At 69.9% G+C, this 26931-nt stretch carries 23 protein-coding genes; 11 read left to right on the forward strand and 12 right to left on the reverse strand.

Translation table 11 applies throughout. From position 1 onward, the window contains the following. The first annotated feature begins 75 nt into the window (after positions 1–75). Positions 76–1191, forward strand: a complete 1116-nt coding sequence (locus OG246_RS12205) for an ADP-ribosylglycohydrolase family protein (protein WP_266459988.1) — start codon at positions 76–78, stop codon at positions 1189–1191. A gap of 203 nt (positions 1192–1394) precedes the next feature. On the opposite strand, the gene OG246_RS12210 is transcribed toward OG246_RS12205, so the two are convergent. After that, a complete protein-coding gene (locus OG246_RS12210) occupies positions 1395–2960 on the reverse strand; it encodes a sodium:solute symporter family protein (protein WP_266459990.1) in 1566 nt (521 codons plus the stop codon). A 207-nt stretch (positions 2961–3167) separates the two neighbouring features. Then, on the reverse strand, positions 3168–3953 hold the full coding sequence (locus tag OG246_RS12215; RefSeq protein WP_266459992.1) for an SDR family oxidoreductase: 786 nt from the start codon (positions 3951–3953) through the stop codon (positions 3168–3170). Between the two features lie 81 nt (positions 3954–4034). Between OG246_RS12215 and OG246_RS12220 the strand changes: the two genes are divergently transcribed. After that, the gene (locus OG246_RS12220) at positions 4035–4874 is read left to right on the forward strand and encodes a hypothetical protein (RefSeq protein WP_266459995.1); all 840 of its coding nucleotides are present in this window, start codon (positions 4035–4037) and stop codon (positions 4872–4874) included. Positions 4875–5016: 142 nt separating this feature from the next. Here OG246_RS12220 and OG246_RS12225 read toward each other — a convergent pair whose 3' ends face one another. From OG246_RS12225 to OG246_RS12235, 3 genes are all read right to left on the reverse strand, one after another. Further along, complete coding sequence (locus OG246_RS12225; RefSeq protein ID WP_266459998.1) at positions 5017–5226, reverse strand: DUF397 domain-containing protein; 210 nt, start codon at positions 5224–5226, stop codon at positions 5017–5019. A gap of 238 nt (positions 5227–5464) precedes the next feature. Then, positions 5465–6322, reverse strand: a complete 858-nt coding sequence (locus OG246_RS12230; protein ID WP_266460000.1) for a helix-turn-helix transcriptional regulator — start codon at positions 6320–6322, stop codon at positions 5465–5467. A 364-nt stretch (positions 6323–6686) separates the two neighbouring features. Next, positions 6687–7442, reverse strand: a complete 756-nt coding sequence (locus tag OG246_RS12235) for a GPP34 family phosphoprotein (protein WP_266460003.1) — start codon at positions 7440–7442, stop codon at positions 6687–6689. 440 nt (positions 7443–7882) lie between these two features. Between OG246_RS12235 and OG246_RS12240 the strand changes: the two genes are divergently transcribed. Together OG246_RS12240 and OG246_RS12245 are read left to right on the forward strand one after the other, a co-directional pair. Next, positions 7883–10723 (forward strand): D-alanyl-D-alanine carboxypeptidase, encoded by a 2841-nt coding sequence (locus OG246_RS12240; RefSeq protein WP_266460005.1) that lies wholly within the window; start codon positions 7883–7885, stop codon positions 10721–10723. Positions 10724–10947: 224 nt separating this feature from the next. Continuing rightward, on the forward strand, positions 10948–12921 hold the full coding sequence (locus tag OG246_RS12245; RefSeq protein WP_266460008.1) for an MFS transporter: 1974 nt from the start codon (positions 10948–10950) through the stop codon (positions 12919–12921). Positions 12922–13180: 259 nt separating this feature from the next. Here OG246_RS12245 and OG246_RS12250 read toward each other — a convergent pair whose 3' ends face one another. The 4 genes from OG246_RS12250 to OG246_RS12265 all read right to left on the reverse strand — a co-directional run bounded on the left by OG246_RS12250 (position 13181) and on the right by OG246_RS12265 (position 16412). Next, positions 13181–14026 carry a MerR family transcriptional regulator gene (locus OG246_RS12250; RefSeq protein WP_266464132.1) on the reverse strand — a complete coding sequence of 282 codons (846 nt, stop codon included), beginning with the start codon at positions 14024–14026 and terminating at the stop codon, positions 13181–13183. A 162-nt stretch (positions 14027–14188) separates the two neighbouring features. Then, positions 14189–14686 carry a glutathione peroxidase gene (locus tag OG246_RS12255; RefSeq protein ID WP_266460010.1) on the reverse strand — a complete coding sequence of 166 codons (498 nt, stop codon included), beginning with the start codon at positions 14684–14686 and terminating at the stop codon, positions 14189–14191. A gap of 9 nt (positions 14687–14695) precedes the next feature. Beyond that, positions 14696–15634 carry a TIGR03560 family F420-dependent LLM class oxidoreductase gene (locus OG246_RS12260; RefSeq protein WP_266460013.1) on the reverse strand — a complete coding sequence of 313 codons (939 nt, stop codon included), beginning with the start codon at positions 15632–15634 and terminating at the stop codon, positions 14696–14698. A gap of 7 nt (positions 15635–15641) precedes the next feature. After that, complete coding sequence (locus tag OG246_RS12265) at positions 15642–16412, reverse strand: ABC transporter ATP-binding protein (RefSeq protein WP_266460016.1); 771 nt, start codon at positions 16410–16412, stop codon at positions 15642–15644. A 136-nt stretch (positions 16413–16548) separates the two neighbouring features. Between OG246_RS12265 and OG246_RS12270 the strand changes: the two genes are divergently transcribed. After that, positions 16549–17589 (forward strand): ABC transporter substrate-binding protein, encoded by a 1041-nt coding sequence (locus tag OG246_RS12270; RefSeq protein ID WP_266460018.1) that lies wholly within the window; start codon positions 16549–16551, stop codon positions 17587–17589. Position 17590: 1 nt separating this feature from the next. Next, positions 17591–18376, forward strand: a complete 786-nt coding sequence (locus OG246_RS12275; RefSeq protein ID WP_266460020.1) for an ABC transporter permease — start codon at positions 17591–17593, stop codon at positions 18374–18376. A gap of 8 nt (positions 18377–18384) precedes the next feature. Here OG246_RS12275 and OG246_RS12280 read toward each other — a convergent pair whose 3' ends face one another. Together OG246_RS12280 and OG246_RS12285 are read right to left on the reverse strand one after the other, a co-directional pair. After that, complete coding sequence (locus tag OG246_RS12280) at positions 18385–18624, reverse strand: DUF397 domain-containing protein (RefSeq protein ID WP_266460023.1); 240 nt, start codon at positions 18622–18624, stop codon at positions 18385–18387. Next, positions 18621–19406, reverse strand: coding sequence for a helix-turn-helix transcriptional regulator (locus tag OG246_RS12285; protein ID WP_266464135.1), 786 nt, complete (start codon positions 19404–19406; stop codon positions 18621–18623). Before OG246_RS12285 ends, OG246_RS12280 begins: the two co-directional genes overlap by 4 nt. 160 nt (positions 19407–19566) lie before the next feature. Between OG246_RS12285 and OG246_RS12290 the strand changes: the two genes are divergently transcribed. Then, entirely contained in the window at positions 19567–20265 is a 699-nt protein-coding gene (locus OG246_RS12290) for a Crp/Fnr family transcriptional regulator (protein WP_266460025.1), read from the forward strand. A 29-nt stretch (positions 20266–20294) separates the two neighbouring features. Here OG246_RS12290 and OG246_RS12295 read toward each other — a convergent pair whose 3' ends face one another. Then, complete coding sequence (locus tag OG246_RS12295; protein WP_266460028.1) at positions 20295–20816, reverse strand: hypothetical protein; 522 nt, start codon at positions 20814–20816, stop codon at positions 20295–20297. 235 nt (positions 20817–21051) lie between these two features. On the opposite strand from OG246_RS12295, the gene OG246_RS12300 reads away from it, so the two are divergent. From OG246_RS12300 to OG246_RS12315, 4 genes are read left to right on the forward strand one after another with little or no spacing between them, the layout of a single operon-like run. After that, entirely contained in the window at positions 21052–21849 is a 798-nt protein-coding gene (locus OG246_RS12300) for a hypothetical protein (RefSeq protein ID WP_266460031.1), read from the forward strand. Positions 21850–21869: 20 nt separating this feature from the next. Beyond that, positions 21870–24047: a hypothetical protein gene (locus OG246_RS12305; RefSeq protein WP_266460034.1), complete on the forward strand. Its 2178-nt coding sequence runs from the start codon at positions 21870–21872 to the stop codon at positions 24045–24047. A 5-nt stretch (positions 24048–24052) separates the two neighbouring features. Further along, a complete protein-coding gene (locus OG246_RS12310; protein ID WP_266460037.1) occupies positions 24053–25585 on the forward strand; it encodes an OmpH family outer membrane protein in 1533 nt (510 codons plus the stop codon). Further along, positions 25575–26930, forward strand: a complete 1356-nt coding sequence (locus OG246_RS12315; RefSeq protein WP_266460038.1) for a DUF4407 domain-containing protein — start codon at positions 25575–25577, stop codon at positions 26928–26930. Before OG246_RS12310 ends, OG246_RS12315 begins: the two co-directional genes overlap by 11 nt. The last annotated feature ends 1 nt before the right edge of the window (position 26931 follow it).

Consider the following 26931-nt stretch of genomic DNA (forward strand, 5'->3'; position numbering starts at 1 on the left):
GCCTCTCAACCGACCGTTCCCGTTCGATTACAGTGCTGGGCAGTCGGACGTACGGACGGTGCCTGGGAGGTCTCGGTGGGTGCGACAGCCGGTGCCGTCTGGGGCCGTGCCGAACAGCAGGACTTCCGTAGCCGGGTGCGCGGGACGCTGCTGGGTACGGCCGTCGGCGACGCGCTCGGTGCGCCGCTCGACGGGCTCACCCTGGAGGAGATCCGGGAGGCGTACGGCGCCGAGGGCCTCACCGATCTGGCCTTCGGGCACGGCAGGCGGGGCTCCGTCACACACCTCACCCAGCTCACCCTCTTCACCCTCGACGGGCTGATCCGCGCCCAGGTACGCCGTGACACCGGCGCCTGGCACCCGCCCACCGACCTCCACCGGGCCTACCGCCGCTGGGCGGCGACCCAGAGCGACTGGGGGCCCGACGAGCGCCGCAAGGACGACGGCTGGCTGGCCCGCGAGGAGTGGCTGTACGCCCGCCGCGACCCGGCCCGCTCCTGCCTGCTCGGCTTCGGCGACGAGACCATGGGCACCCTGGACGCCCCCAAGAACCCGGGCGAGCCCGGTCCCGAGGCCGCCGCCCGCTCCGCACCCTTCGGGCTCCTCGTCGGCTGGGAGCCGCAGCTCGTGATGCAGCTCGCCGTCGAGTGCGCCGCGCAGACCCACGGGCATGTGACGGCGTACCTGTCGGCGGGCGCGTACGCCGTCATCGTGCACGGCCTCGCCCGCGGCGACAGCCTCGACGGGGCCGTCCAGCGGGCCCTGGGGATGCTCGCCGCGCGTCCGGGGCACCAGCCCGTCACGGAGGCGCTCCAGCACGCCCTGGGTGCCGTACGGCAGGGCATGCCCACGCCGAGCCGGGTCGAGGAGCTCGCCGGGGACGGTACGGCGGAGGGGCTGCTCTCCGTCGCCGTGTACTGCGCTCTGGTCGGCGAGGACGTTCGGCACGGGCTTTGCCTCGCGGTGAACCACGGGGGGCCCTCGGGGGCGGCCGGTGCCCTCACCGGGGGGCTGCTGGGTGCCCTGCACGGCGAAACGGCCCTTCCGCCGGCCTGGCTGGCCGAGCTGGAGGGCCGTCCCACGATGCTGGTCCTGGCGGACGACTTCGCGATGGAGATGACTCAGGGGCCCGCGTTGCACGGGCCCGGGGGGTCGTCGCCCGGGTGGCTCACCCGATACCCGCGGGCGTGAGGGCGGAGGGTTTTTCGCCCCCTCCGCCCCTACCCGTCCCTTGCTTCCGGGCTACGCCCGGTGTCAGCCCGTCCGGCGTTTGAGGACGAGCGCGTCAGCGCGATACGGGGGTCTGGGGGCGGAGCCCCCAGGAACGGGACGGGAAGGGGCGGAGGGGGCGAAAACCTCCCACCCCCAACCCCCCAGCCCCGGATCACAAAGGCTTAAAGACTTCCCGCGCCGGACGGGCTGGCCGTGCCCGCCTGGGACGGGATCGCCGCCGCTGCCGAACCCGAACCGCCGTCGTCGCTGTTGATCTTCGCGATGAGTTCATCCCGTTCCGGTGTGTCCTCCGGCTTCACGTAGCCGATGAGGATGTACAGGACGAGTGAGACCGCCAGCGGGATCGACACCTGGTACTGCAGCGGGACGCCACCGTCGACGTTCCAGCTGATCGGGTAGTTGACCAGCCAGAAGGTCACCAGGCCGACGCCCCAGCTGACCAGGGCGGCCGTGGGACCGCTCTTGCGGAACCAGGGGAGCAGCCCCAGCATCAGCGGGATCGCGATCGGGCCCATCAGCCCGGCCACCCACTTGATGACGACCGTGATGATGTCTCCGAAGAAGTCGGAGTTCACCTGCGTCGCGACGGACATCGACAGGCCGAGGAACAGCAGCGTGGTCAGGCGCGCGGCGAGCAGCCCGGCCCGGGTATCCCACTCACGCACCTTCTTCGAGACCGCGGGCGCGATGTCGCGGGTCACGACGGCCGCGATCGCGTTGGCGTCGGAGGAGCACATCGCCATCGTGTGGGAGAAGAACCCGACGATGACGAGCCCCAACAGACCGTGCGGCAGCAGCTTCTCGGCCATCAGCGCGTACGAGTCCGCCGGCACGTCCGTCTTGATGATCAGCGGTGCGACCCACATGGGGAAGAACAGCACCAGCGGCCAGATCAGCCAGAGCGAGGCGGACAGGACGCCCGAACGCGTGGCGGACTTCGCGGAGTCGGTGGCCATGTAGCGCTGGGCCTGGTTCCACATGCCGCCGTTGTACTCGAAGGTCTTGATGAAGAGGTAGGCGATCAGGAAGACCATCATGTACGGGCCGGCCAGCGGCTTGGTGTGGCCGTCGAGCGCGGGGGCGTCCCAGACGTTCCACAGCTGGCTGAAGCCGCCGAGTTCGGCGAGGACCGCGACGAGCATCGCGATACCGGCGATGAACTGGATGATGAACTGGCCGAGTTCGGTGAGCGCGTCGGCCCACAGCCCGCCCACCGTGCAGTAAATGGCGGTCACCGCACCGGTGATGAGGATGCCCATGTTCAGCGAGACGCCCGTGAACACGGACAACAGGGTCGCGATGGCGGCCCACTTGGCGCCGACGTCCACGATCTTCAGCAGCACACCGGACCAGGCGAGAGCCTGCTGGGTGGGCAGGTTGTAGCGGTTCTTCAGGTACTCGAGCGGCGAGGACACATGCAGCCGTGAGCGCACCCGGTTGAGGCGGGGCGCGAAGGTCTTCGCGCCTATCGCGATACCGATGGCGATGGGGAAGGACCAGGTGACGTACGAGGTGACGCCGTAGGTGTAGGCGATCGCCGCGTACCCGGTGAACATCACCGCGCTGTAGCCGGACATGTGGTGCGAGATGCCGGACAGCCACCACGGCATCTTTCCTCCGGCCGTGAAGAAGTCGCTGACGTTGTCCACCCGCTTGTGGGACCAGACACCGATCGCGACCATCACGCCGAAGTAGCCGATGAGCACGGCCCAGTCGAGACTGTTCATATGCCCCCTCCCAGGGTCCGCCTTGTGAACTGCGATGACGTGCACGGCACTTCCGGCGCAGCCCAAGGAGGCCGCGAAGTGCCCGCTCATCGTGAGTTCGCTGGCATGGCGGCGACAACAGCCCGTATGGTCAAGAGGGAGTAAAAAAGTTCTGGTTGGTGACCTCTGTTCACATGAATGAACAACCGGGGGGTGTCACATCGGCCGCTACCGCATCAATTCACCCGCGTTGACCAGCAGCGACTGTCCCGTGATCGCCCGAGCCCGGTCGGACGCCAGGAAGACCGCGGCGTCCGCGACGTCCCCGTCCGTGGCCAGCTCGGGCAGCGCCATCCGCTCGGTGAGCCGCGCAAGGACCTCCGCCTCCGGTACGCCTTCGGTGTGCGCGGTGAACTGGACGAACGCCTGGACCGGCGGGCCCCACATCCAGCCCGGCAGCACGGTGTTGACCCGTATCCGGTGCGGGCCGAGCTCCCGCGCCAGCGAGTACATCGCGCTCGTCAGCGCGCCCTTCGACGCCGCGTACGCCGCCTGCCACACCTGCGACGGCGCGGCCACCGCCGACTGCGTCCCGATGATGACGACAGAGCCGCCGCCCGCCTTCAGTGCGGGCAGACACGCGCGCGTCATCCGCAGCGTCCCCAGCAGATTGACGTCGATGATCGACTGCCAGGTGGCGAAGTCGGCGTCCTCGAGACCGCCGAAGTAGCTGTCCCAGGCGGCCACATGGACGACGCCGTCGATCCGCCCGAAGCGCTCCACCGCGAGCGCGGCCAGGTCCTCGCACTGACCCTCGTCGGTGATGTCGGTCGCCCGGTACGCCGAGTGCGCGCCGTCCGGATCGAGTTCGGCCGCGCACTTGGCGAGATTCGCCTCCGTACGCGCCCCGAGGACCGCGTTCCCCCCGTCCCGTACGACGGCCGCCGCGACCTGATGGCCGAGCCCGGCCCCGACTCCCGACACGACGACGGTCTTGCCCGTGAGCAGTGACATCCGAGGCCTCCCCGGCTCTGGCGCATTGTCTGACGGGGCGTCAGAGTATTTGCGTCGACCGGAGGAAGGAAGGGGAGCGACGTGAGTGAGGAGACCCGCAGCGAGGTGTACGCGGAGCTGGCCGCCGTCGGCCCGTACGGTGTCCACCCGGGCCATGCGCTGATCACCATGGTCGAACCGCATCCGGGCCACGAGTACGCGTACAACCGCTGGTACGAGGACGACCACTACTACGCCGGCGCGATGGCGATGCCCTGGATGTACGCGGGCCGCCGCTGGGTCGCCACCCGCGACCTCCAACTCCTGCGCCGGCCCGAGAAGTCGGCGGTCGCCCAGCCCGTCACCGCCGGCTGCTACCTCTCCACGTACTGGGTCACCGAGGGCCGCTACGACGACCACATGAAGTGGACCGTCGGCATCAACAAGCGGCTCAATCGCGACGGCCGGGTCTACCAGGACCGTACGCACGTCTTCACGGCCTTCCAGGACCACGAGGCGACGGTGTACCGCGACGGAGCCGCGGGCCCCCGTGACTTCCACGCCCTGGACCACCTGTACACGGGCCTGGTGTTGCAGGTCATCGACGCCGAATCGGCCGAACAGCGGGCCGAGTTGCTGGAGTGGCTGCGCTCCCGCCACCTCCCGAAACGGCTCGCGGGCTCCCCGGCCGCCCTGGTCACGATCTTCCGCCCGACGCCGCTGCCCGGCGACCGCATGACGTACGTCAAGCAGGTCGAAGGCGTGGACACGCGGCTGACGCTGCTGTGGTTCCTGGAGGCGGACCCGCGGGACTGCTGGGAGGGGTACTTCGCGGGGCTGGACGCGGCCGTCGAGGAAGTGGGCCTGGGGAAGGTCGAGTTGGTGGCGCCGTTCATTCCCACGGTGCCGGGGACGGACAAGTACGTGGACCGGCTCAGGTAGCGCGACCGGGTCGGTGGCGAGCCGGCGTGGCGGGAAAAGGCCGAGCCCCCTCGGCTAGGACGGCGGGCCAGTCGAGAGGGCTCTGTCGGTGGTGCGTATGCGGTTGGTCGGTGCAGTTGTGGTGGTGGGCGGTATCTGTGCATCAGTCGAGGTGGGAAGCCCCCCGGCTCACCTCAGCCACGAAGGCGTTCCACGAACTCGCGGGAAACGCCAGCGTGGGGCCCTCGGGGACCTTGGAGTCCCGTACGGCCATCGCCGCGAGAACCGGGGACTTGACCTCGACGCACGCGCCGTTGCCGGTGGAGTAGGAGGACTTGGTCCAGGTCTGCAGGGCGCCTTGCTGGATTGCCATGTTTGCTCCGGTAGCCAGTTGTTGAGTTGCTGTCACCGCACAGCGGGTTCCTTCCGGAACCCGCGGTTCGGTTTGCGCCAACGTTGTTGCTCGATGGCGTGATCGACGCTACTCGCCAACATCGGCAGGCGAATGAAGTATTCACTCGACCGGATGGCATATTCCATTGGGTCTTCCGCTCCGGTGTGACGAAGGTGTACAGTCCGGCACCCTCGCGACGGAGGTGGCTCAGTGAGCCTCAGCGCGCGTACTCTTTGGCGATATCCGCGATGAATTGCCGCGATTGCTCCACATTGAGGGCCTGCGCCCGCAAATGCTCATACATCACGCTGTACTTCTGGACGTCGTTCGCCTTCTCCAGGTACAGGTCGCTGGTGACGCCCTCGATGTAGACGACGCTCGAGTCCGCCGCGTCGGGGAACTCCAGGATCGCGTACTGCCCGTTCAGTCCCGGATGCGCGCCCATGTCGAAGGGGATCACCTGCACGGTGACGTGCGGGAGCTGGGACTGCTCGACGAGGTGCTCCAACTGCTCGCGCATCAGGGAGCGGTTGCCGACGGCGCGGCGCAGGGCGGCCTCGTCCAGGACGGTCCACAGCCGGAGCGGGTTCTCCGGTGCGGAGATACGTTCCTGTCGGCGGAGTCTCACCTGGACGCGCTTGTCGATGTCGCCGGTGGCGGTCTCCGGCAGCGCACCGGCGATCAGGGCCTCCGCGTACGGCCGGGTCTGCAACAGGCCCGGGACGACCTGGGGGTCGTACACGCGCAGGCTCGCCGCGTCGGTTTCCAGCCCGATGTAGACGCTGTACGGGATGTCGCCGAAGGAGTGCCACCAGCCCTGCTGGCGCGAGTCCTTGGCCATCTGCATCAGGGAGTCGACGATGCGGACGTCCTCGACCTCGTAGACCCCGCACAGGTCGCGGACGTCGCGCTGGCTGATGCTGCGCCGCCCGTTCTCCAGGCGGCTGATCTTCGACTGGGAGACCAGCAGTCGCTCGGCGACCTCTTCGGCCGTCATGCCCTTGAGCTCACGGAGCCGGCGCAGCTCCTGGCCCAGCCGGCGCCGCCGGACGGTGGGATTGACACTTGACGCCACGGGACGTGCACCTCCGGCTGCGGGCCTCTACTTTGCGTATCTGCTGTTGAGCAGACTGCCACCAAGGTGCTTTCTACCGCTGGGAAACAGCGGATATGCGCTGGGTACACGCCAGTTCGGACTTCCGGCCGGTATCTGGCTGGTAAGAGCGCATGTATGTGCGGCCGCGACAGGTCATGGTTGAGGCCTGCATAGAAGGCCTGCATATGCGGCCGCGCGGGGCGGTGGGGCCGTGTCGTCGTCCGGACGTACGGTCTCATCGCCCCGCGCGAGCCAGCGGCTCCCGAACCGGATCCTGGGGACTGCGGTGCGGCGCTGGTGGTGCGGGTCCTGCTGTTCGTGCGTTGTGCCGTGGGACTGCGGCTCAGTGGGCCACGGCGCGCGCCATGGAACTGTGGCGCGGTTGCATCGGAACACCGCGGGCGGGTTCCGGTGCGGACCTGACTCCGGCGGTGGCCGGACGGCCTGCCGGTGCCGGGCTGCGGCGTGGCTGAGCGGCCACACCGTTCTGGACGTCCATGACCGCGTGTGCCACGAGGCCGCCCATGGGGTCGTGCCTGATCAGATCCCGTAGCCGGGAGCGGGACGAGCGTCCCTCATTACCCGGATACAGGTGCTTGCCGAGTCCGACCGCGTGGGCCAGTGCGGCGAGCGCCGCGGTCCGCGGGTCCGGCGGGACGCCGGTGCGGATCGCGCTGTCCAGCCGGGCCTTGATCTCCCGGCTGATTTCCGTGTCCGTCGCTTGGTAGCGAGTCGTCGGAAGCACCCCGCACATCTGGCCGGCCACGGCATGGACCATGCCGCACCTCTCCAGATGCGAGAGATAGGTCTGGCGCAGCCCCAGTCGGGGTCCGCCAATCCAGTTCACTGCGCGTACGGGTGCTCCGCGTCGGCGAAGCAGTTCCAACGCACAGTCCAGTGTTGGATCTCCAGTCGGCCGTGGTACGACCACGGCGATACGATCCCCGTCCGGGGCTATCCGTCCGGCCAGCGCCAGCTCCACTAGCTGTGCTCCGGCCAGACCGAGGTCGAGCGACTGCGGCTGTGCGGTGGTACCCGTGGTCGGGTCCAGCGCCAGCAGAAGAAGCTCTTCCGGAATTGATCTGCGGCTCCTGCCCATCCATGCCTCCCCGCGTGGATGAATGACAGGGTGACCCCTCTCACATTCATCTGTCGAGAGGGCGTGACCGGTTCGTAGTGGAACCGGTAGGTATGTCGTTCTCGTCTACCGCGGAGGACAAGCCCCCACACAGGACACTGGTACATGGTTCGGACAGCGGTGTCCGGGCGGCGGGTCAAGGGTTTTCACGGGTTTTCACGGTTCGGTTGGCGCACTGCGGGTGTGCGCCGCAGGAGGAGGCATCGGTGGCGGGCGAGTCCCCCGACAGGTCGAAGCAACACGAGTCGTCGGCATCGGCGTCGTCGGGAGAACCGACGCCGGGGACGGCGGCCGCGGTTCCGGGTCCGACGCGGGGGGGCGGGGCTTCGGCCTCGGCTGCGTCCTCGGCCCCGGCCGACCCGCGTTTGGGGTTGGCCCGAGAGCGGGCGGCCACGGTGCGGGTGGATCAGGCCACGGCGGTCTTCTCGACGCGGGCGGTGACCGACGGGGCGGTCGGGACGGGGGCCGAGGGTTTGTCGGGTTCCGGTGGTTCGTCCGGGTCCGACGGTTCGTCGGGGGCGGAGCGGTCTGGAGACGCCGGTACGGGGGCGGCCGAGAGTGGGTTGCCGGGTGACGCGCGGCTTCGGGCGGCGGTTGCCGCGTGGGTTGCGGGGGCGGATACGGACCCGGAAGCGGACCCGGATGCGGAGGCGTCCTCGGGTGACGCCGAGGACGGGGACGCCGATGCGGCTGCGGTGAGTGGCGCTTCCGGTGAGGGCTCCACGGCCGGTGCGGATGGCGTTGGTGAGGAGGCGGACGCCGCGGGCGATGTGGCTGGTGGTGGCCGGTTCTCCCAGGGCGGTGCCTCCACGTCTGTCGGTGCGACGGACGTCGGTGAGGAGCCGGAGGGGGATACCCCGTCCGAGGCGGGCGCCGAGGCGGAGGACGCCGACGGGACCGCGAGTGCGGCGGGTGCCGCGGCGGAGGGCGCTGGGGAGTCCGGCGGGGGCGATGAGCCGCGGGCTGCTGTCGGCTCCGGGAGCGTGTCCACGTCCGCGACAGCGACCGAGGGCGACACGGATGTCGACGTGGTGCCTGCTGACGCCGAGCGTTCCGCTGCCGCTGCGGAGAGCGCGTCCGGGCGTGAGGCGGATGCCGGCGCGGAGCCTGCCGCGAGCGCGAGCGGTGGGACCGAGACTGCCGCCAGTGCCAGTGCCAGCACCGCGCCTGAGGCGGATGCCAGCGCGGCGTCTGCCGTCAGCCCCAGCGCTGACACTGAGCCCGCCGCCGGCCCCAGCACCGAGCCTGGGGTGGCCGCCGAGCGGGCCACTGACGCTGCCGATGCGGAGAGCGCGTCCGGGGGTAAGGCGGATGCCGGCGAGGCGCCTGCCGCCGGCACCAGTGCTGGCACTGAGCCCGCCGCCGGCCCCAGCCCCAGTACCGAGCCTGGGGTGGCCGCCGAGCGGGACGCTGACGCTGCGGAGAGCGCATCCGCCCCCGACGCGGATGCTGACGCCGAACCTGCCGCAAGCGCTGACGCCAAGCCCGAGGCGGACGCCGAGCCGCCCGCTGCCGAGGTCGTCTCCGCGCGGGACGCCGACGCCGCCCCCAAGGCCGCCGAGCGCGACTCCGGCGAACCCTCTGACGAGGGCACGGAGCCCAGCCCGGAGGACTCCCCGAAGGACTCCCCGAAGGGCCCCGCCGAGGAGCCCAAGGCCCCCAAGCCGCCCCTCGTGGACCAGCCCACCGGCGTCTTCAGGACCCCCCGCCGCCCGGCGGTGGACCAGCCCACCACCATGCTCAAGCTGGGCAGCACCAAGCCGCCCACCGACAAGCCAGTCGACACGCCCGTGCCCCCCGCCGAACGCACCAGCAAGTTCGTCGCGCTCAAGCCGCTCGACGAACCCGCACCGGCGAAGCCGAAGGCGACCCCGCCCCCTGCCCCCGGGGCCACCGCCGCGCTTCCGCAGGTCGGTCCCGAGCGCACCACCCAGCAGCCTCTGCCGCCCAAGCCGCCGCTGGACCTGCTGGCCGAGCTGACGAACACGCCGCCGCCCCGGCAGACCCCGGTACGGACGATCGTGCGGCGGGTCAAGATCTGGACCCCGCTGGTCCTGCTGCTCGCGGTGATCTTTGCAGTCGTACAGGCCGTGCGCCCCCTCCCGGCGACGGGCCTCACGCTCACCGCGGACGCGACCTACACCTTCGAGGGCGGCACGCTCGACCTGCCCTGGCCCGGTCAGGGCCAGTCGGCGATCGAGGTCGAGGGAGTCGGCAGCCTCGGTACCGACGGCAAGCAGACCGCCGCCCCCATCGCGAGCGTCGCGAAGATCATGACGGCGTACGTGATCCTTCAGGACCACCCGCTGAAGGGGGACGAGGGCGGCGAGAAGATCACCGTCGACCAGCAGGCCGAGGACGAGTCGAAGAACGTGGACGAGTCGACGGCGCCCATGACGAAGGGACAGCAGTTCACGGAGCGCCAGATGCTCCAGCTGCTGATGATCCCGTCGGGCAACAACGCGGCACGCCTGCTGGCCCGTTGGGACTCCGACAACGACACCTTCGTCGCCAAGATGAACGACGCCGCCAAGAAGCTCGGCATGACGAACTCGACGTACACGGACCCGAGCGGTCTGGAGAAGACGACGGTGAGCACCGCCACCGACCAGCTCAAGCTGGCCAAGGAGGTCATGCAGAACCCGGTGTTCGCGAGCATCGTCGGGATGGCCAGCGCGAAGATCCCCGGGCTCGACGGCACCATCTACAACAACAACGACCTGCTGGTGAACCAGGTCGGCGTGATCGGTCTCAAGACGGGCTCGTCGACGCCGGCGGGCGGCAACCTGGTGTGGGCCGCGACCAAGACCGTGAACGGCAAGACACAGACCGTCTACGGCGCGGTCCTCGGCCAGAACGCCGGCACGGGCAAGGTCTGGGACAGCCTCAAACTGGCGCTCACCAACAGCCAGAAGCTGATCGACACGGTCCAGCAGAGCCTGACGGCGGCCACGGTGGTGAAGAAGGGCGACGTCGTCGGCTACGTGGACGACCAGCTCGGCGGCCAGACGCCTGTCGTCGCCACCAAGAACATGACGGCGGTCGGCTGGCCCGGTCTGAAGACGAAGCTCTCGATCGGCACCGCCGGTGGCGATACGGTTCCGCACTCGGGCAAGGCGGGCACGGTGGTCGGCGAGCTGACGGTCGGCGACGGTTCCAGTCACGCCGTGAAGATCCCCGTCGCGCTTCAGTCGGACCTCGCCGAACCGGGCTTCGGAGCCAAGCTGACCCGAGTCGGCTGACCGGCGCGAAACCGGCTCGCACCAGCGGAACGGGCGTACGCCGGAGGGCGCCCGCGAATCGCGGGAACACCGCGTGAACGCCCTCCGAACGCCCCGTACCCCGCCGATGACGCCCCACCCGGGCGCTCACCGGCGGGGTGCGTGCTAGCGTCGCTAAGCGGCCTGGTCGCGGGCCGCGGGTCCCGGCCGAAGAGCGGAAAACGGGACACTGGGAGTGCCTTGCAGTGGCGACAGCGGAGCCGACACACGCCGATGACGCCGATCCGGGCAGCCCAGGATCAGGCCCGCGAATACCACTGCCCGCCCGCACGCAACTCGACGAGTCCCCTACGCGGGACAACGAGTCCCGTACGCAAGACAGCGAGCCCTCTGCGCACAGCGACGAGTCCCGCACGCACAACGGCGCGCATAACGAGGCACAGAACGACGCGCACGGCGACACGCACAACGACGCGCACGACGAGACGTCCAGCACCCGGCAAAACCCGCTGACCCGTCTCCTCCTCCGGCACCCCATCATCCTCGCCACCGCCCTCGCGGGCGTACTGCACGTCGTCTGGTTCTTCACGTTTGCGAACAGTGGCGGGGACCTCGCGGCGCAGGACGCGTGGGCGGAGTTCGTGGGCCAGCATCCGGACTCGGCGTACAACCTCGCCTGGTACGGCGGAATGCACCCGGTGTCGTACAGCGTGGTGTCGCCGTATCTGATGTCCGTGCTCGGCGTCCGTACGACGATGATGATCGCGGGGACGATCTCGGCGGGCCTGCTGACGTTGATCCTGATCCGCAGCAAGGCGGTGCGGCAGCCGCTGTGGCCGGCTCTCGCGGGCGTGTTCGCCCTCCTCTGCAACGCCGCCTCGGGCCGGGTGACGTACGGCCTCGGCATGGTGTTCGCGCTCGCCGCGGCCGCCGTCGTCTTCTGCTGGCCGTACCGCTGGCGCTACAAACGCTGGGCGAAGGCCCTGTGCGCGGCGCCGCTCGCCGCGCTCGCGACCGCCTCGTCGCCGGTGGCGGGCCTGTTCGTCGGCCTGGTCGCGGTGGCTCTGTTCCTCCAGAAACGCCGCCCGGGCGCGTACGCCCTCGGTATCGCGCCGACCGTCGTAGTGGCCCTCTCGGCCTGGCTGTTCCCCTTCTCCGGCACCCAGCCGATGGCCATCGGTTCGGCCTCGCTGCCCTTCCTGTCCGCGGTCGTCGTCTTCCTCCTCGTCCCCAAGGAGTGGAAGACGGTACGGATCACGGCGGCGGTGTACGGCCTCTCCGTACTCCTCGTGTGGCTGATCAGCTCCCAGATCGGCTCCAACATCACGCGCCTGGCGATGCTGTTCGCGGGTGTCGTGCTGCTGGCCGCGCTGCCGTACACCGTGCCGCGCTCGCGCAAGTGGTACGCCATCGTCCTCGCCTTCGCCGGATTCACCGGGTGGATCGGCTTCAAGTCGGTCGACGACGTCGTGCATACGACACCGGCGGCGTCCTGGGCGCGCGAGCTCGCGCCGCTGGTGAACCAGCTCCAGGTCGTCGGTGCCGAGAAGGGCCGGGTGGAGGTGGTCCCGGCCCGCTCCCACCGCGAGGCCTCCGCTCTCGCCCCGTACGTCAACCTCGCCCGCGGCTGGAACCGCCAGGCCGACATGGAGCGCAACCCCCTCTTCTACGACGACACCCTCAACTCCGCGAACTACCACGAGTGGCTGCAGCGCTGGGCCGTCCACTACGTGGTGGTGCCGAAGGGGGAGCCCGACGGGGACGGCGCCGAACGCGAACGTGAGCTCGTGCAGCGCGGGATGCCCTACCTCGAGCAGATCTGGGGCGACGCGAACTGGCAGCTCTTCGCCGTGACCGATCCGGCGTCGCTCGCCGAGCCCAACGCCGTTGTCGAGCGGGCCGAACAGGGCGAGATGACCCTCCAGGTGAAGAAGGCCGGCCGCATCCTCATCCGCATCCCGTACTCCCCGTGGCTGAGCGTCGTCGACGCCGACGGCAAGAGCCTCAAGGCTCCGCAGGAGACGGAGGCGTCCAAGAACCGCGAGGACGAAGACACCCCGAAGACGTACGAGAACGTCAACGGCTGCCTGATGCAGGCCCCGGAGAACGCCACGGGCGACAAGTGGACGGAGCTACTGGCTCCCACGCCGGGGACCTATCGCCTGGCGGCGCCGTACCAACTTCCGCGGGGGACGCCTTGCCCGGAGGAGTTGCGGTAGTGGGGGTTGGGGGTGGGTTTTTCGCCCCCTCCGCCCCTACCCATTCCCGTCCCTTGGGGGCTCCGCCCCCAAACCCCCGCTCCTCAAACGCCGGAGGGGCTGAATATCTCCCCGGCCGGGGATAGAGGTTTTCAGCCCGTCCGGCGTTTGAGGACGAGCCCTTCGGGCGATCGGGGGTCTGGGGGCGGAGCCCCCAGGAACAAGGGACGGGTAGGGGCGGAGGGGGCGAAAAACCACCCCCCACCCCCCCGAGGGCCCGTCACCTCACCGGAAACGCCACATCACACACCACATCCTCCGGCCCCGCCGCATCCCAGTCGGCGAAGTACACCTCCCGGCAGGGACCGTCGTACGACAGCCCCTGCTCGGACATCCACGCCTCGACCGCCTCGAACGCCGCGAGGATCTGCGGATGAGCGACCTGCGCCTTGGTGATCCGGGCGTAGGCGAGCCGCCGAGCGGGCTCGACCCGCACCCGGGTCTCCCAGGCGCGCCCGGCCGAAGACGCCCACGCCCGCGCAGCGGCTTCGTCGGCGACGGGCACGCACGACTCGGCGGGCCCGTCACTCTCCTGGGAGACCTCGGCGTGGTAGACGACGAAGGGCGCCGCGGTGACCCCACCGCAGGCCCGGGCCCCCTCCTCCAGCCGCCCCAGCGACGCCCCGATCCACGCGGGCAACTCGGCGGCGAGCGTATGCCGCGTCTCGGCAAGCACCACCTGCTCGGGTACGTCCACCGTCTCGACCACGAACTTCCCGTACATCTCGGAACTCCTTCCCGACAGCCGTCCACGGAGGTACTCGGCAAGCGTCCGCTGCGAGGCGAACCGCGCCTCCGCGTCCGCCCAGTACGAGGCGAGGAGCGCACCGGCCGAAGAGCCCTCCGCGTCGACGATCTCGGCGATACGCGAGAGGGGCATGTCGAGCTGGCGCAGAAGCGCGACCACACGGGCGCGTTCGGCCTGGTCGGCGCGGTAGTAGCGGTAGCCGCTGACCTCGTCGACGTACGCGGGGGCGAGCAGCCCGAGCCGGTCGTACAGCCGAAGCGCCTTGGGCGAGAGCCGCGCCCGTGCGGCGAACGCACCGATGGTGAGCAGCTCGCTCAGGCCCTGAGCGTCTTCAGAGCGTTCCGGGTGCTCCGGGTGCTCCGGGCGTTCGTCGTCCACGACCCCATCCTCATCCTCCGTCACCGGGCGCCTTCCACCCGGTGACACAGGACGGTGGTCCCTGCCCCAGGGGCAAGGTCAACCGGCAGGTCGACCGACAGCTCAGCCGATCGCCTTCGCCACCGCGGCCACGACCTCCGCCGACTCCGGCTCGGCCTGCGGCGAGAACCGCGCCGCAACGGCACCGTCCCGACCGATCAGGAACTTCTCGAAGTTCCAGCGGATGTCCCCGCTGTGCCCGTCGGCGTCCTCCGTGCCCACGAGCCGCTCGTACAGCCCGTGCCGCCCGTCCCCGTTCACGTCGACCTTCTCGGTCAGCGGGAAGGTCACGCCGTACGTCGCCGAGCAGAACTCGGCGATCTCCTCGGAGGTCCCGGGCTCCTGCCCCATGAACTGGTTGCACGGCACCCCGAGGACGGTGAACCCCTGGCCGGCATACCGCTCCTGCAGCCGCTCGAGGCCCGCGTACTGCGGGGTCAGCCCACACTTGGAGGCCACGTTCACAATGAGCACGGCCTTGCCCCGGTACTGCCCGAGATCCGCGGAACCGCCCTGCAGGGAATCGATCTCTACATTGAGCACAGAGTTGTCAGTAGTCATAAACGGATGCTAACTCCGTTTAACTCGGAGCTGCGGCGCGACCTCGGTGGCCAGCAGTTCCAGGTGGTCGAGGTCGGAGAGATCGCGCAGGCGTACGTACACGCGGGAGGTGCCGAGGTCGGCGTACTCGCCGAGCAGGTCCACGATCCGCGCGGGGGAGCCGTGCAGTGGCTCCTCCGGCGGGAGGCGGGACGGCTCGTCCAGGAGGGCGAGGAGGGCGTCGATCTCCGCCTCGGTGCGGCCGGAGGCGATGCCCAGGCACACCGAGAGGATCAGGGGAGGGCCGCCGGTGGCGGCTCTGGCGGCGCGCGCCCCGGCGTACAGCTCGGCGCTCTGCGCGGGTGAGGTGAACGGCAGATTGAACTCGTCGGCGTAGCGGGCGGCAAGGGCCGGTGTGCGGTGGGGGCCCCGGCCGCCGACGATCAGCGGCACCCGGGGCTGCTGCACCGGCTTGGGCAGGGCGGGCGAGTCCGTCAGGCGGTAGTGGCGGCCCTCGTACGAGAACTGCTCGCCGGGCGGTGTGGCCCACAGACCGGTGATCACCTGGAACTGTTCCTCCATCCGCTCGAAGCGTTCGGCGGGCGGCGGGAACGGGATGCCGTACGCGCTGTGGTCCAGGGCGAACCACCCGGCACCCAGGCCGAGTTCGAGCCTGCCGCCGCTCATCGCGTCGACCTGGGCGGCGATGACCGCGAGCGCGCCGGGCTGTCGGAAGGTGGCCGAGGACATCAGCGTGCCGAGGCGGATCGTCGAGGTCTCGCGGGCCAGTCCGGCCAGCGTGGTCCAGGCGTCGGTGGGGCCGGGCAGGGCGTCGGTGAAGTGCATGGGGTGGTAGTGGTCGGCGACGAAGAAGCCGTCGAAGCCGCACTCCTCCGCGTGCCGGGCGGCGCGCAGCAGTTCGTCGTACGTGGCTCCGTGGTACGGCTCGGTGAAGAGGCGCAGCTCCATCTTCCGCTCACACCCCTGTCTTGTGGCTGGCCAGCAGCAGGTCGTGGAGTTCGGCGCGGCAGCGGGCGAGTTCGGTGGCGTGGGCGTCGTGGCCCAGGGACCGGGGCCGGGGGACCGGTACGTCCAGGACCGTACGGACCTGGCCGGGGCGCGGGCTGAGCACCACGACCCGGTCGGCGAGCAGTACTGCCTCCTCGATGGAGTGGGTTACCAGGACGACCGTGGAGCCGTGCTCCATGTGCACGCGTTGCAGCACCTCGCACAACTCCTCGCGGGTCAGGGCGTCCAGGGCCGAGAAGGGCTCGTCCATCAGCATGACGCGGGGGCGCTGGATGAGGGATCGGCACAGTGCCACCCGTTGCTGCATGCCGCCGGACAGTTCGTGCGGCAGGCGTTTGTGGAAGGGGGTGTCCAGGCCGACCGTTGTCAGCAACTGGTGTGCGCTTTCCCGGTGTTCGGGGCGGGGGCGGCCGTGCACCTCGATGGGCAGGAGCACGTTGTCGAGCGCCGACCGCCAGGGCAGCAGGGCTGGGCGCTGGAAGAGGATGGCGACGTCCCGGCGGGGTTCGCGCACCGGCTCACCGGCGATCCGTACCTCGCCGGAGGTGGCCGGGAGCAGCCCTGCGATCACCCTCAGCAGGGTGGATTTGCCGCAGCCGGAGCGGCCCAGAACCGCGACGAACTCCCCGTTGTCAACGTCCAGTTGGATACCGCGCAGGGCTTCCACGGTCCCCCTGCGGCCGTCGAAGGTCTTCGACACACCGCGTACTCGGATCACGGGAGCCCCCCCAATACCGGTTCACCCGAGGATAGGTCGGCGCATCCTGTGATCAACCGGTTGATCGATGTTTGTTACATGACAACCGGCTCTGTGGTCTCGACAACTTCCCCTTGAACGACTCCACTTGAGTTCCATGAGCCTTTGCATTTCGAAAAGGACATCACGGCTGCTCGCTGCGCTCCTGGCCGTCCTGATGACGGCAGCGCTCTCCACGGCCTGCGGCTCCGACGACGACAGCGGGAGCGGCGGCGGCTCCGCTCCGGACAAGGTCACCTACATCACCGGTTTCGGCACCTTCGGCCGTGAGGCGTACGCCTATGTGGCCCAGGACAAGGGCTACTTCAGCGACGCGGGCGTGACGGTCACCATCCAGCCCGGCCAGGGCAGCGGCAACAGCCTGGCCGCGCTCGCCGGCGGCAGCGCGCAGTTCGCCCCCGTCGACCTCAGCAGCACCATCATGCAGCTCGGCGACGGCAAGGTCTCCGGGGTCACGGCGGTCGCGGCCGTCCACCAGACCACGGACGCGGCCGTCATGGCGCTCGCCGACAGCGGCATCAGCAAGCCGGCCGACCTGGAGGGCAAGAAGATCGCGGACCCGGCCGGGTCGGTCATCGGGGCCCTCTTCCCCGCGTACGCCAAGCTCGCGGGCATCGACGCCGACAAGGTCGAATTCGTCGCCCTTGAAGCCCAGCAGCTCGGGGTCAACCTGGCGACCGGCTCCGTCGACGCCGTCGGTCAGTACCGGGTGGGCCGCCCCAACATCGAGAACGCGGTCAAGGGCAAGGAGGTCGTCGTACTGCCCTTCGGCGAGTACCTCACCGAGAGCTACGGCGCCGCGATCACGACGACCACGAAGATCGCCGAGGACGATCCCGACCTGGTGAAACGCTTCACCGGGGCGCTGTTCAAGGGCATGCGGTACGCGATCGACCACCCGGACGAAGCCGCGGCGCTGATGGCCGAGAAGTTCCCGACGCTGAACAAGGAGACAGCCGCCGCCGAGATCGAGCTCGTGGGGACCGCCGTACAGCCGAAGGAGGACGGCGCACCCATCGGCACCATGGACCGCGAGCGCGTGGCCGGGGCGATCAAGGCGCTGGAGGACGCGGGAGCCGTGAAGCCCGGGCTGACGCCCGAGAAACTGGTCTCCTTCGACCTGGTGCCGAAGTCCTGAAGTGACGCGAAGTCCACAAGTATTCAGGCGGGTCGGGAAGTTCGGCTGGCCGGTGCTCGGGCTGGCGACGGTGGTCGGAGCCTGGGCGCTCGCCGCGGCCGTCCTCGACGTACCGGAGATCATCCTGCCGTCCCCCGCGGACGTCCTCGACGCCTTCCTCCGCGTCCCCGGCTATCTGCTGGACGAGGCGATGGGCACGCTCCTGGTCATCGTGCTGGGCTTCGCGCTGGCCGTGGGAGCGGGGCTGGTGATCGGGGTGGCGCTCGCGGCGTCACGGATCGTGGAGCTGATGTTCGCGCCGCTCCTGGTGGCGTTCAACGCGGTGCCCAAGGTGGCGCTGGCCCCGCTCCTCGTGGTGTGGATGGGCTTCGGGTCACAGCCGAAGGTGGTCATGGCCCTGCTCGTCTGCTTCTTCCCCGTCGTCCTGTCGGTCGCGGGCGGACTCACCTCGACGCCGGTCGAACTCGTGGAACTGGCCAGGTCGTTGCGTGCCTCCCGAGCCCAGACCTTCCTGCGCTTCCGCTTTCCCAGCGCGCTGCCGCAGATCTTCGTCGGGCTGAAGGTGGCCATGCCGCTCGCGGCCGTCGGCGCGGTCATCGGCGAGTTCAGCGCAGGCGACGAGGGCCTCGGCTTCGTCATCATGCAGTCCGGGGCGAACTCGGACACGGCACTGGCGTTCGCCGCGATCGCGCTCCTCGGGGTGATGAGCGTGGCACTGTTCTACGCCCTCGTGCTGGCGGAGCGGACGCTGCTGCCGTGGGTGAGGGAGACGACGTCCCAGCGGTAGGACTGCCGTCAGCCGCGGGCGAGCGTGAGGAACGCCGTCCAGGTGGTGGGGGTGACGGCGAGGGCGGGGCCGTCGGTGTCCTTGGAGTCACGGACGTGGATGGTGCGGGGGGAGGCGGCGACTTCTAGGCAGGCGCCGCCTTGTTCGCTGCTGTAGCTCGACTTGCGCCAGGCGTATGCGACTTCGAGGCACTGGCCACCCTGGTCGCTGCTGTAGCTCGACTTGAACCACTGAAGTGCGGTGCTCATTGCTCTCCTAGCAGACGGTCCAACAGGCCCTTGGTCTCCAGGGGATTGAGAGCCTGAGTCCGCAGCATCGCATACCGTCGTTCCAGATAGGACACCTCGTCGGGGTCCGCGATCAGCCAGCCTCTGCGAGGGGCTTCGGTGTAGGCGAGGCGCTGGTGGTCCTGAGTCTCGATGACCGTGAACGGGCCGACGAGCCCGGCGTGGAAGTCGCGCCCGACCGGCATGACTTGGAGGGTGACACCTGGAAGGTCGGCCCACTCGCGCAGGCGCCGCAGCTGCTCGTGGTGGACCTCGTCTCCGCCCAAGCGGTCCATCAGGGTCACCTCGGAGATGATGAAGCTGATGGTCGGCGGCACTTTCCGGTGCAGGACCTCCTGGCGTTCGACCCGCGCCGCGACTCGTTGTTCCACCTCGTCCTCGCTGAGGGCCGGAACGTCGTTCAGGAAGACCGCCCGAGCGTACGCCGGAGTCTGAAGCAACCCCGGCAACACCTGGTTGTCGTACCAGGAAAGCGCCAACGCCTCCCGCTCAAGATCGATGTACTCCTCGGCCCACCGCGGAAACAGATCCACCTCGGGCATGTTCTCCACCGCGACCGACAACGCCCCCTTGGTGTCCAGGAGTTCATCCAGAAACACCGCGTACTCGGTTCTCAGTGACCGTCTGCCCTGCTCGATGGAGGCGAGGGTCTGCTCGTCCACCCGCAACCGCTCGGCCAGCTCCCGCTGGGTGTATCCGGCTGTTCTCCGGAACACGCTGATCAACGCCCCCACCATCTTCATGGCCGACGCGTTCCTCCTGCGGCTCTTGCCGCTCCCGCTGTTCACGATGATGAACTCCCCACCCAAAGCCGTACGTTCACCCCGGCACACCCGTACAACGGAATCCGTACGGGTTTCGCGGCAGGATTGAGATGCCGTCGCCGACCAGCCGGGGGGAACCGTGTCGCACAACTCCGAGGAGTGGCCCGCGCGCAGTCTGCTGGGTGTGCTTCCGCCGGTGGCGCGGCAGGAGTTGCTCGGTCTGGGCGTCGAGACACGGTTCGAGGCGGGGGAGGTGCTGCTGAGCGAGGGCGCCCGGGACCGGCACGTCCTGTTGCTCCTCTCCGGGTTCGCCAAGGTGACCGCGACGGTGGAGAACGGCGAGACATCGCTGTTGGCGGTTCGTGTTGGCGGTGACACGGTCGGGGAGATGGCGGCGATGGACGGGGCACCGCGCTCGGCCACGGTGACGGCGTGCGGGTCGATGACCGCGCGCCTGATGCAACAAGGCATTCTGCATGGCCTGTTGATGCGGCGCCCGGAAGTGGCCATGGCGCTGACGGGCATCGTCTCGGACCGGTTGCGGTGGGCCAACCGGCGGCGGCTGGACTTCCGTGGCTACCCGGCCAAGGTGCGGCTGGCCCGGCTCCTGGTGGAGCTGGCCACCGCGTACGGACGTACGGGGGACAGCGGCGTGGTCATCGGCTGCCGGCTGACACAGCCGGAGATGGCCGCGCTGACCGGAGCCGCGGAGACGACCATCCACAAGGGGCTGCGCGAACTGCGCGAGGACGGCCTGCTGGAGACCGGATACCGGTCCACGACCATCCGTGATCTGCCCCGGCTCCGGCAGGTGGCCGATCTGGCGCACGAGGAGTGAGGCAGCCCGTCCGGCGGCCGGGTGCGGCGTCAGGTCAGTACCGGGCGCAGGACCACGAACAGCCCGGCACTGGCGCCCATCACCGTCGTGCACACCACGGCGCCGGTGAGGAACCGGTACTTGCGCAGTGCGACGCGGGCGAGGAACCGCACCGTCTGTGACAACTCCCGCCGGTCCACGGTCTCGTCGGCGCCGGCCGGGTTCTCGGCGGGCAGGATGTCCGGGCCGGTGGAGAGATGGACGAAGCTGTATCTGTTGGCCCCGGAAGGGTGCAGCACACGGGGTCGAAGGGTCGCCGCCAGGCAGACCGCGCCACCGAACATCCCGCAGACGAACAGCGCGAACAGCGTCCCGGCCAGCGCGCCCGCCGCTCCGCCCCGCTCCACAGCTTGCAGGGCCTGCCGGCTCCATGAGTCCGCCGTGCCGACCAGCGCCGCCTGCGCGGCCGCCAGGATCCCGGCCTTGGTGTCCGCGTGCTGATGGGTGGTCTGCAGGGCAGTGAACATGTACTGCGCGGGACGGTTGTCGGGGGTGGCACCGCTGGGCGGCATACGGGTCCCTCCTGGGGCCGGCGGGCGCGACCCCTCCAGTAAGGACCTGCTCCGGTATGCGAACCAGTCACTTCTATGGATTCCCGCATCTTGCTGCATCCCGTACTTCCACGGGGTCCGGCCCGCGCGGGCCGTGTACGACTGGCGTGTACCGGCGTCCGCCTGTGGGGGAGCGGACGCCGGTGCCCACGAGAAGAGCCTTGAACGGTATGTGAGTACGGACACGAGGGGTGTCATGACGATGAACGGTGCGGGCGGACCGGGCGGCATGGGAACGTTCGGACGCAGACTGCTGCTGGCGGTCGACGCGAAGGGATACGGCGGCGTCGACGTACTGACGCAGACACAGCTGCAGGAGGCGATTCAGCGACTGCTCCGACAGGCGGCCGACGCGGCAGGGCTGGAACGAGAGCGGTGGGTCACGCAGGAGGCCGGGGACTCGGTGTTCGCGGTGCTGCCCGAGGGCGCCTCCGAACCGGCCCTCGTCGACACGTTCATGCGCAACCTCGACGCAGGACTGCGGGCTTTCAACCACGGCCGGGTGCCCGAGGCGTGGCTGCGGCTCAGGGCGGCCGTGCACTTCGGTACGGCGTCGCCCGCGGCCAACGGGTTCGCCGGCAGGGCGCCGGTCGAGATCGGCCGGATCTGCGACAGCGCGATGCTGAAGTCCGCCCTGGCCGCGGCGCCGGACGCCTGCCTGGCCGTGGCGGTCTCGGCCACCGTCTTCAACGACGTGGTCCGCGAGGCGTACACCACCATCCGGTCACAGGAGTTCCTCCAGGTACGGATCGATGAGAAGGAGTACGCGGGGCGGGCCTGGATCTGGGTGCCCGGACATGACGTGCGGGGGCTCTCGCTGCACGGCGGCGCGGGGAGCGCTTCGGGGCCTGAGGGGGGCGCGGGAGCTGCGGAGGGTGGTGAATCAGTGGCCGCGCGCCCCCAAAGTGCTCCAACTACCCCGTCAGACACGGTCGTTCAGAATTTCCACGGAACCGTGAACGCGGAGGGCGCCGTCTTCGGAATCTCCAAGTGACCCCCGATTGACGGCAGAGGATGAACCAGGAACAGCGCGAAGAACCTCCGGAGCAGGAACAACCCGAGGGCGCGGCCGGAGAGGAACAGCCCGGAGACGAGAGGTCCAAGGACGAGCGGCCCGGACCCGGCACCGCCGACGCGGAGGGCGCAGGCACCCGCGACGACACGCCCCCACCCGGACAGCCCGGCACCACCGACCGGCCGAATCCGGCACCTCACAACAACGCGTCTCACAACAACGCGCCTCACAACAACGTCAACCAGTACTTCCTCGGCGCCCTCGACGCCCGTCAGGCCCACTTCGGTATCGGCGGCCCCGGCGGCGCGGACACCCCGAACGCCCGCCGTACGGCCGTCGGGCGGCTCGACGCCGGCGAGGCGGACACGATCCTGGAGTCGTACGTCGAACCGCGCTGTTTCGACGAGGCGGTGGCGGACCTCGACCGGGACAGCGTGGTCGTGCTGGTCGGGCCGCCCGGAGTGGGCAAGCGCTCGGGCGCCGTGGCCCTCCTCAACGCGGTCGCCGACGGAACGGAATACGTGGTGCTCTCGCCGGGCCGGAGCCTGGAGGAACTCGCCACGGGCCGCCCCGCCTTCGAGAAGGGCGTCGGCTATGTGCTGCTCGACCGGATGAACGAGGGCGCGTCCGGGACCGCGGATTTCGACTGGAGGCGGGTACGGGACGCGGTGCGCGAGCAGGGCGCGCACCTGGTGGTCACCACCGTGCACAGCGTCGCGGGGAAGCCCCCCGAGTCCGTACGCCATGTGCCCTGGCGCGCACCCGACCTGGCGGACGTGCTGCGGCTGCGGTTGCGGAAGGCGGGCTGCGCCGAAACCGTCGTCGAGAAGGCCGTCGAACTGCTGCCCGCCGAGTGCCTGATCACGGAGGTGACTGCCGCGGCGGCGCGGATCGCGCGGGGTGCCGACCCCGCCGGAGTCTGGCAGGAATACGGAAGCAGTGCGGCGCGGCCCGTGCGCGAGTGGTTCGCGGTGGACCGCTCGCTCCAGGAGACGGCCGAGGTGACGGTACTCGCCTTCGCCATCGGCACCGGGTACCGGGAGTTCGAGTCGTGGCAGGAACGACTGGAGCCGCGTATCGCACCGGCCTTCCCGAAACCGGCCGAGCCCGAAGACGCCCGGCCCGCCGTCGACCGACGGCGTTCCCTGACCCGCAACCGGCTGGCTGCCACCGAGGAGCAGAAGCACGGCGCGCTCACCCGGACCGTGCTCGTCCTCCCCAGTCCGCAGTACCGCCAGTGGGTCCTGGAGGAGCTGTGGACGAACCACTCGAAGTCGTACTGGGACGGTGTGCAGGACTGGCTGACCGACCTCATCCTGACGGACCCAGGACCCGGCCTCCACCTGTCCGTCGCCTCCGGTCTGGCCCTGCTCGCCAGGCCCGCCTTCGACGAGGTCGCCGAGTCCTATCTGGAGCCCTGGGCACGCGGCGAGGCGGGCCCCGCCGGGCAGTCCATGGCCGCCCTGGTCCTGTGCTGGATGTGCCTGGACGAGAATCTTGACGCCACCGCGCTCACTCTCGCCCGCAGTTGGGTCCTGTCACGCGACCCGGAACTGCGTTCGACAGCGGCGGCCGCGTTCGGCGGAGAACTGGGGGTTCGCTTCCCCACCGACGCCGTGAAGCTGCTGTGGCATCTGATCAGCCGGCGCAGCGGCCAGTCGAAGGAGGCGATGTTCGCCCTGGCCGATCTCGTCGCCGTACTCGCGGAGTGCCGGGAGGACGCGGGCGTGGTCTTCCGCGCCCTGGCGCACCGGCTGGGTGTCCAGCGGAGGACCACCGTCGCCACCCGGCTGAGGGAGAGCACCTTCGACGCCGTCCTGGCCGTTCTGACGGTGGGCGACCTGCGTACGGGACAGCCCGTGTGCGCCATGCTGATGGAGCGGCAGCCCCAACTGATCGGCAAATTGGGGGAGTTGTGGGCCGGTGTGCTGTGCAACCGGCCGAGGCGGACCTTGGCGCTGCGGGCTCTGTACGACACCTTGCGCACGCTGGCGGCCGTGGGCGAGGAGCCCCGGGCCACCGCCGGACGGTTCGGCCGCAGCGTGGGCGCCGCGCTCCCACCGGACGAACGCCCGCTCCTTGCCGCGGCCCTGCGCCCCGCCGCCGACCGTTCCGGTAAAACCACCGCGGCACTCATCGACACCTTCCTCACCACCGTACTGAGCACGGAGGACTGACGCACATGGCTGAGAGTTACCCGCTCGTCGAACAGCGGGAGTACGGGCGGCCGCAGCAAGGCGGCGGATGGTTCCACAAGCGCCCTGTCAGGGGCGAGGACGATCTGCCGCTGCTGGCCGCGCACGAGGTGCGGATCTTCAGGGTCGGCGAGGAGTACATCGAGGACCACGGCGGGCTGCGGCCCGACGACCCGGTGGTGGTCGCGGCGAGCTCGGTCACGGTCGTCGACCGGAGCGTCGGCGTGCCCGTCGTCGTGGAGATGCGCATCCCGTCCGCGGAGGCGGGCGACTTCACCGTGCGGACGACCTTCCACTGCACGGTCGCGGACGCGCGCACGGTCGTACGGGACGGGGTCACCGACGTGGAGGCGCTGCTCCTGGACTATCTCCGCGCGGTCCCGGGCCTCACCGAGCAGGGCGGTGATCTGCCGATCGTCGACTCTGCCGTCGTGCGCCGCCGTATCGACGCGCGGCTGACCGCGTACCAGGAGATGCGGCCGCATGTCTTCTCGGGTCTGAAGGCGTACCCCCGCGCGGTGGAGGTCCTGTCGCCCGAGGAACTCGCCGCTCACGTACGCGAGGTCGAGGAGGCCAGGCGCGCGCGGGAGAAAGACCGCCTCCGGGAGCAGCTGGAGCGGGAACGGGCCCTGGCGCTGGCCGAGAAGGAGCGGGAGCGCGAGGAGATCCGGCGGGAGGAGGCACTGCGCAAGGAGCGCAACCGCCAGGAGTACGAGACGCTGCGCACACGGTACGACCACGTCGTCAGCGCCGAGGACCAGGAACACGAGCTGATGCTGAAGGGGCGGCAGAACGGGTTCGTCCGGAACGAGATGACCGAGGACCTCAGGCTCATCGGCAACGACCCCATCGCCGCCGACTTCAACGCCTACCGTAACGGGGACATCTCCGCCGACACGCTCGCCGACCGGCTGCGCGCGGCCGAGGCGCGCCGCGCCGACCGGGCGGACGCCCTGACGAAGCTCGAGCAGGAATACCTGGAGCGGCGGGCCACCCTCGAACGGGACGATCAGCGCTGGCAGGTCGAACGGGACGACAAACGCAAGGAGTTGGAGCGCGCGGACCGGCTCGAGGAACATGCCGCCGGACGGGAGGCGGAAAGCCGCCGCTGGGAGCAGGAGCGCGACGACAAGCTGCGCGAACACCAGGAGCGCCGACAGGACGCCCAGCGGCTGAGCCAGGAGCAGCGCGAGTGGGCGGAGCGGCGGCTCGTGGTCAACCACGACATCGGCAAGCGGCTCATCGACCGCGGCCTGGTCGACAACACCATCGTCGACCCGGGCGCCTTCATCAACAGCGTGGGGGAGATCCCCCAGTACGGGCCCCAGGCACTCGGCCAGGCTCCGGCGCCGCAGAAGGCGTCGGCCGAACGGCTCGACAAGCGGCCCGCGGACACCGACGTGGTCGACGGCGAGGCGGATCACGAGAGCGACAAGGAGACGGATCCGGACCCGGACAGCGGCGACGACAGCGACCTCGACCTCGGCACCGGCGACATGGAGGCGCACATTGGCCACTGACCTGCCGGTCCACCCCGCCGACCGTGCTCCACTCTCCGAGATGACCGTGCCCTTCCGCCCGGAGCGCTCCGACACGGGCCCCGCGGTCCGGCTGCGCCGGGTGATCGGCATCCGCGAGGACGTACTGGACTGGGTGCCGGAGGAACGCCCCCGCTACACCTGGTACGGCGTCATCGTCGTCAACACCGCGCTGCTCGCCGGCGTCTCCATGGCCGTCGCGCTCGCCACCATCCGGCCCGACCTTCCGCTCCCCGCCGTGATCGTGGTGGCCGTGGTCTGGTTCTGGCTGATCCTCGCCCTGGACAGCTGGCTGGTGTCCAGCACCCACGGCACACTGGCGGCCAAGAGCCCTCTACGGGTGCTGCTGCCCCGCCTCGCGCTCTCCGTGCTCCTCGGCATCTTCATCGCCGAGCCGCTCCTCTTCCAGATCTTCGACAGGGAGATCCGGCAGGAGATCGCCGTCGGCAACGAGCGGCAGGTCGCGGACTACCGGGGCATGCTCGTGTCCTGCAACCCCACCGACGGCGAGCGGACCACCGACCGCCCCGAATGCGGGGAGTACCAGCTCAAGGTGCCGGGCTCACCGGTCGAGCTGGGCGAACAGATCAAGAGCAACACCGCCCGGACGAAGGCCATGCGGACCCAGGTCGACGGGATCAACAAGACCCTCAACGGCAAGATGGCCACCGAGCAGCGGGAGTGCGCCCGGGACAAGTGGATCTGGTGGGGTGGCTACGCCGACGTCAGCCAGACGTGCGAGCGTGCCCGCGAGGACTCCTCGGCCTACCGCACGACCAGCGAGATCAAGAAGTACGAGAGCGACCTGGCGGCGCTGGTGGCGGCGGGCCACACCCTGGCCGGGAAGAAGGACACGGCCGCCGACGCGTACCAGCCCGCTCTGCAGCGCGCCATCGACGCCAAGACGCGGCAGCGGGAGACAGACCTCGACGACGACGGGATCCTCACCAGGGCGCACGCGCTCAAGGCCGTCGCCTGGTCCGACTGGTACGCCGGCTCAGTGGCCCTCGTACTGCATCTCCTGCTCCTCGTCGTCGACGCCATGCCCATCCTGGCCAAACTCATGAGCGGTTCCACGACGTACGACCGCCTGGTCACCGCCCGCTTCGAAGCGAGCCGTCGACTGCACGCCGACGACCTCCAGGTCCAGCACGCCTGCGCCACCATGGAGCACGAGGTGCAGCGCCACCGCTCGAAACTGGACACCACCGACCGCATGCAGCACCTCGAACACGACTACCGCCTCGCCCACGCCGAGCGCGCCCTGCGCTTCCGCACCGAACTCGATGCCCGCACGGCCCGGATCCTTGAGGAGCGGGGCGACTGAA

Source organism: Streptomyces sp. NBC_00620 (assembly GCF_026341825.1).
Classification (GTDB): domain Bacteria; phylum Actinomycetota; class Actinomycetes; order Streptomycetales; family Streptomycetaceae; genus Streptomyces.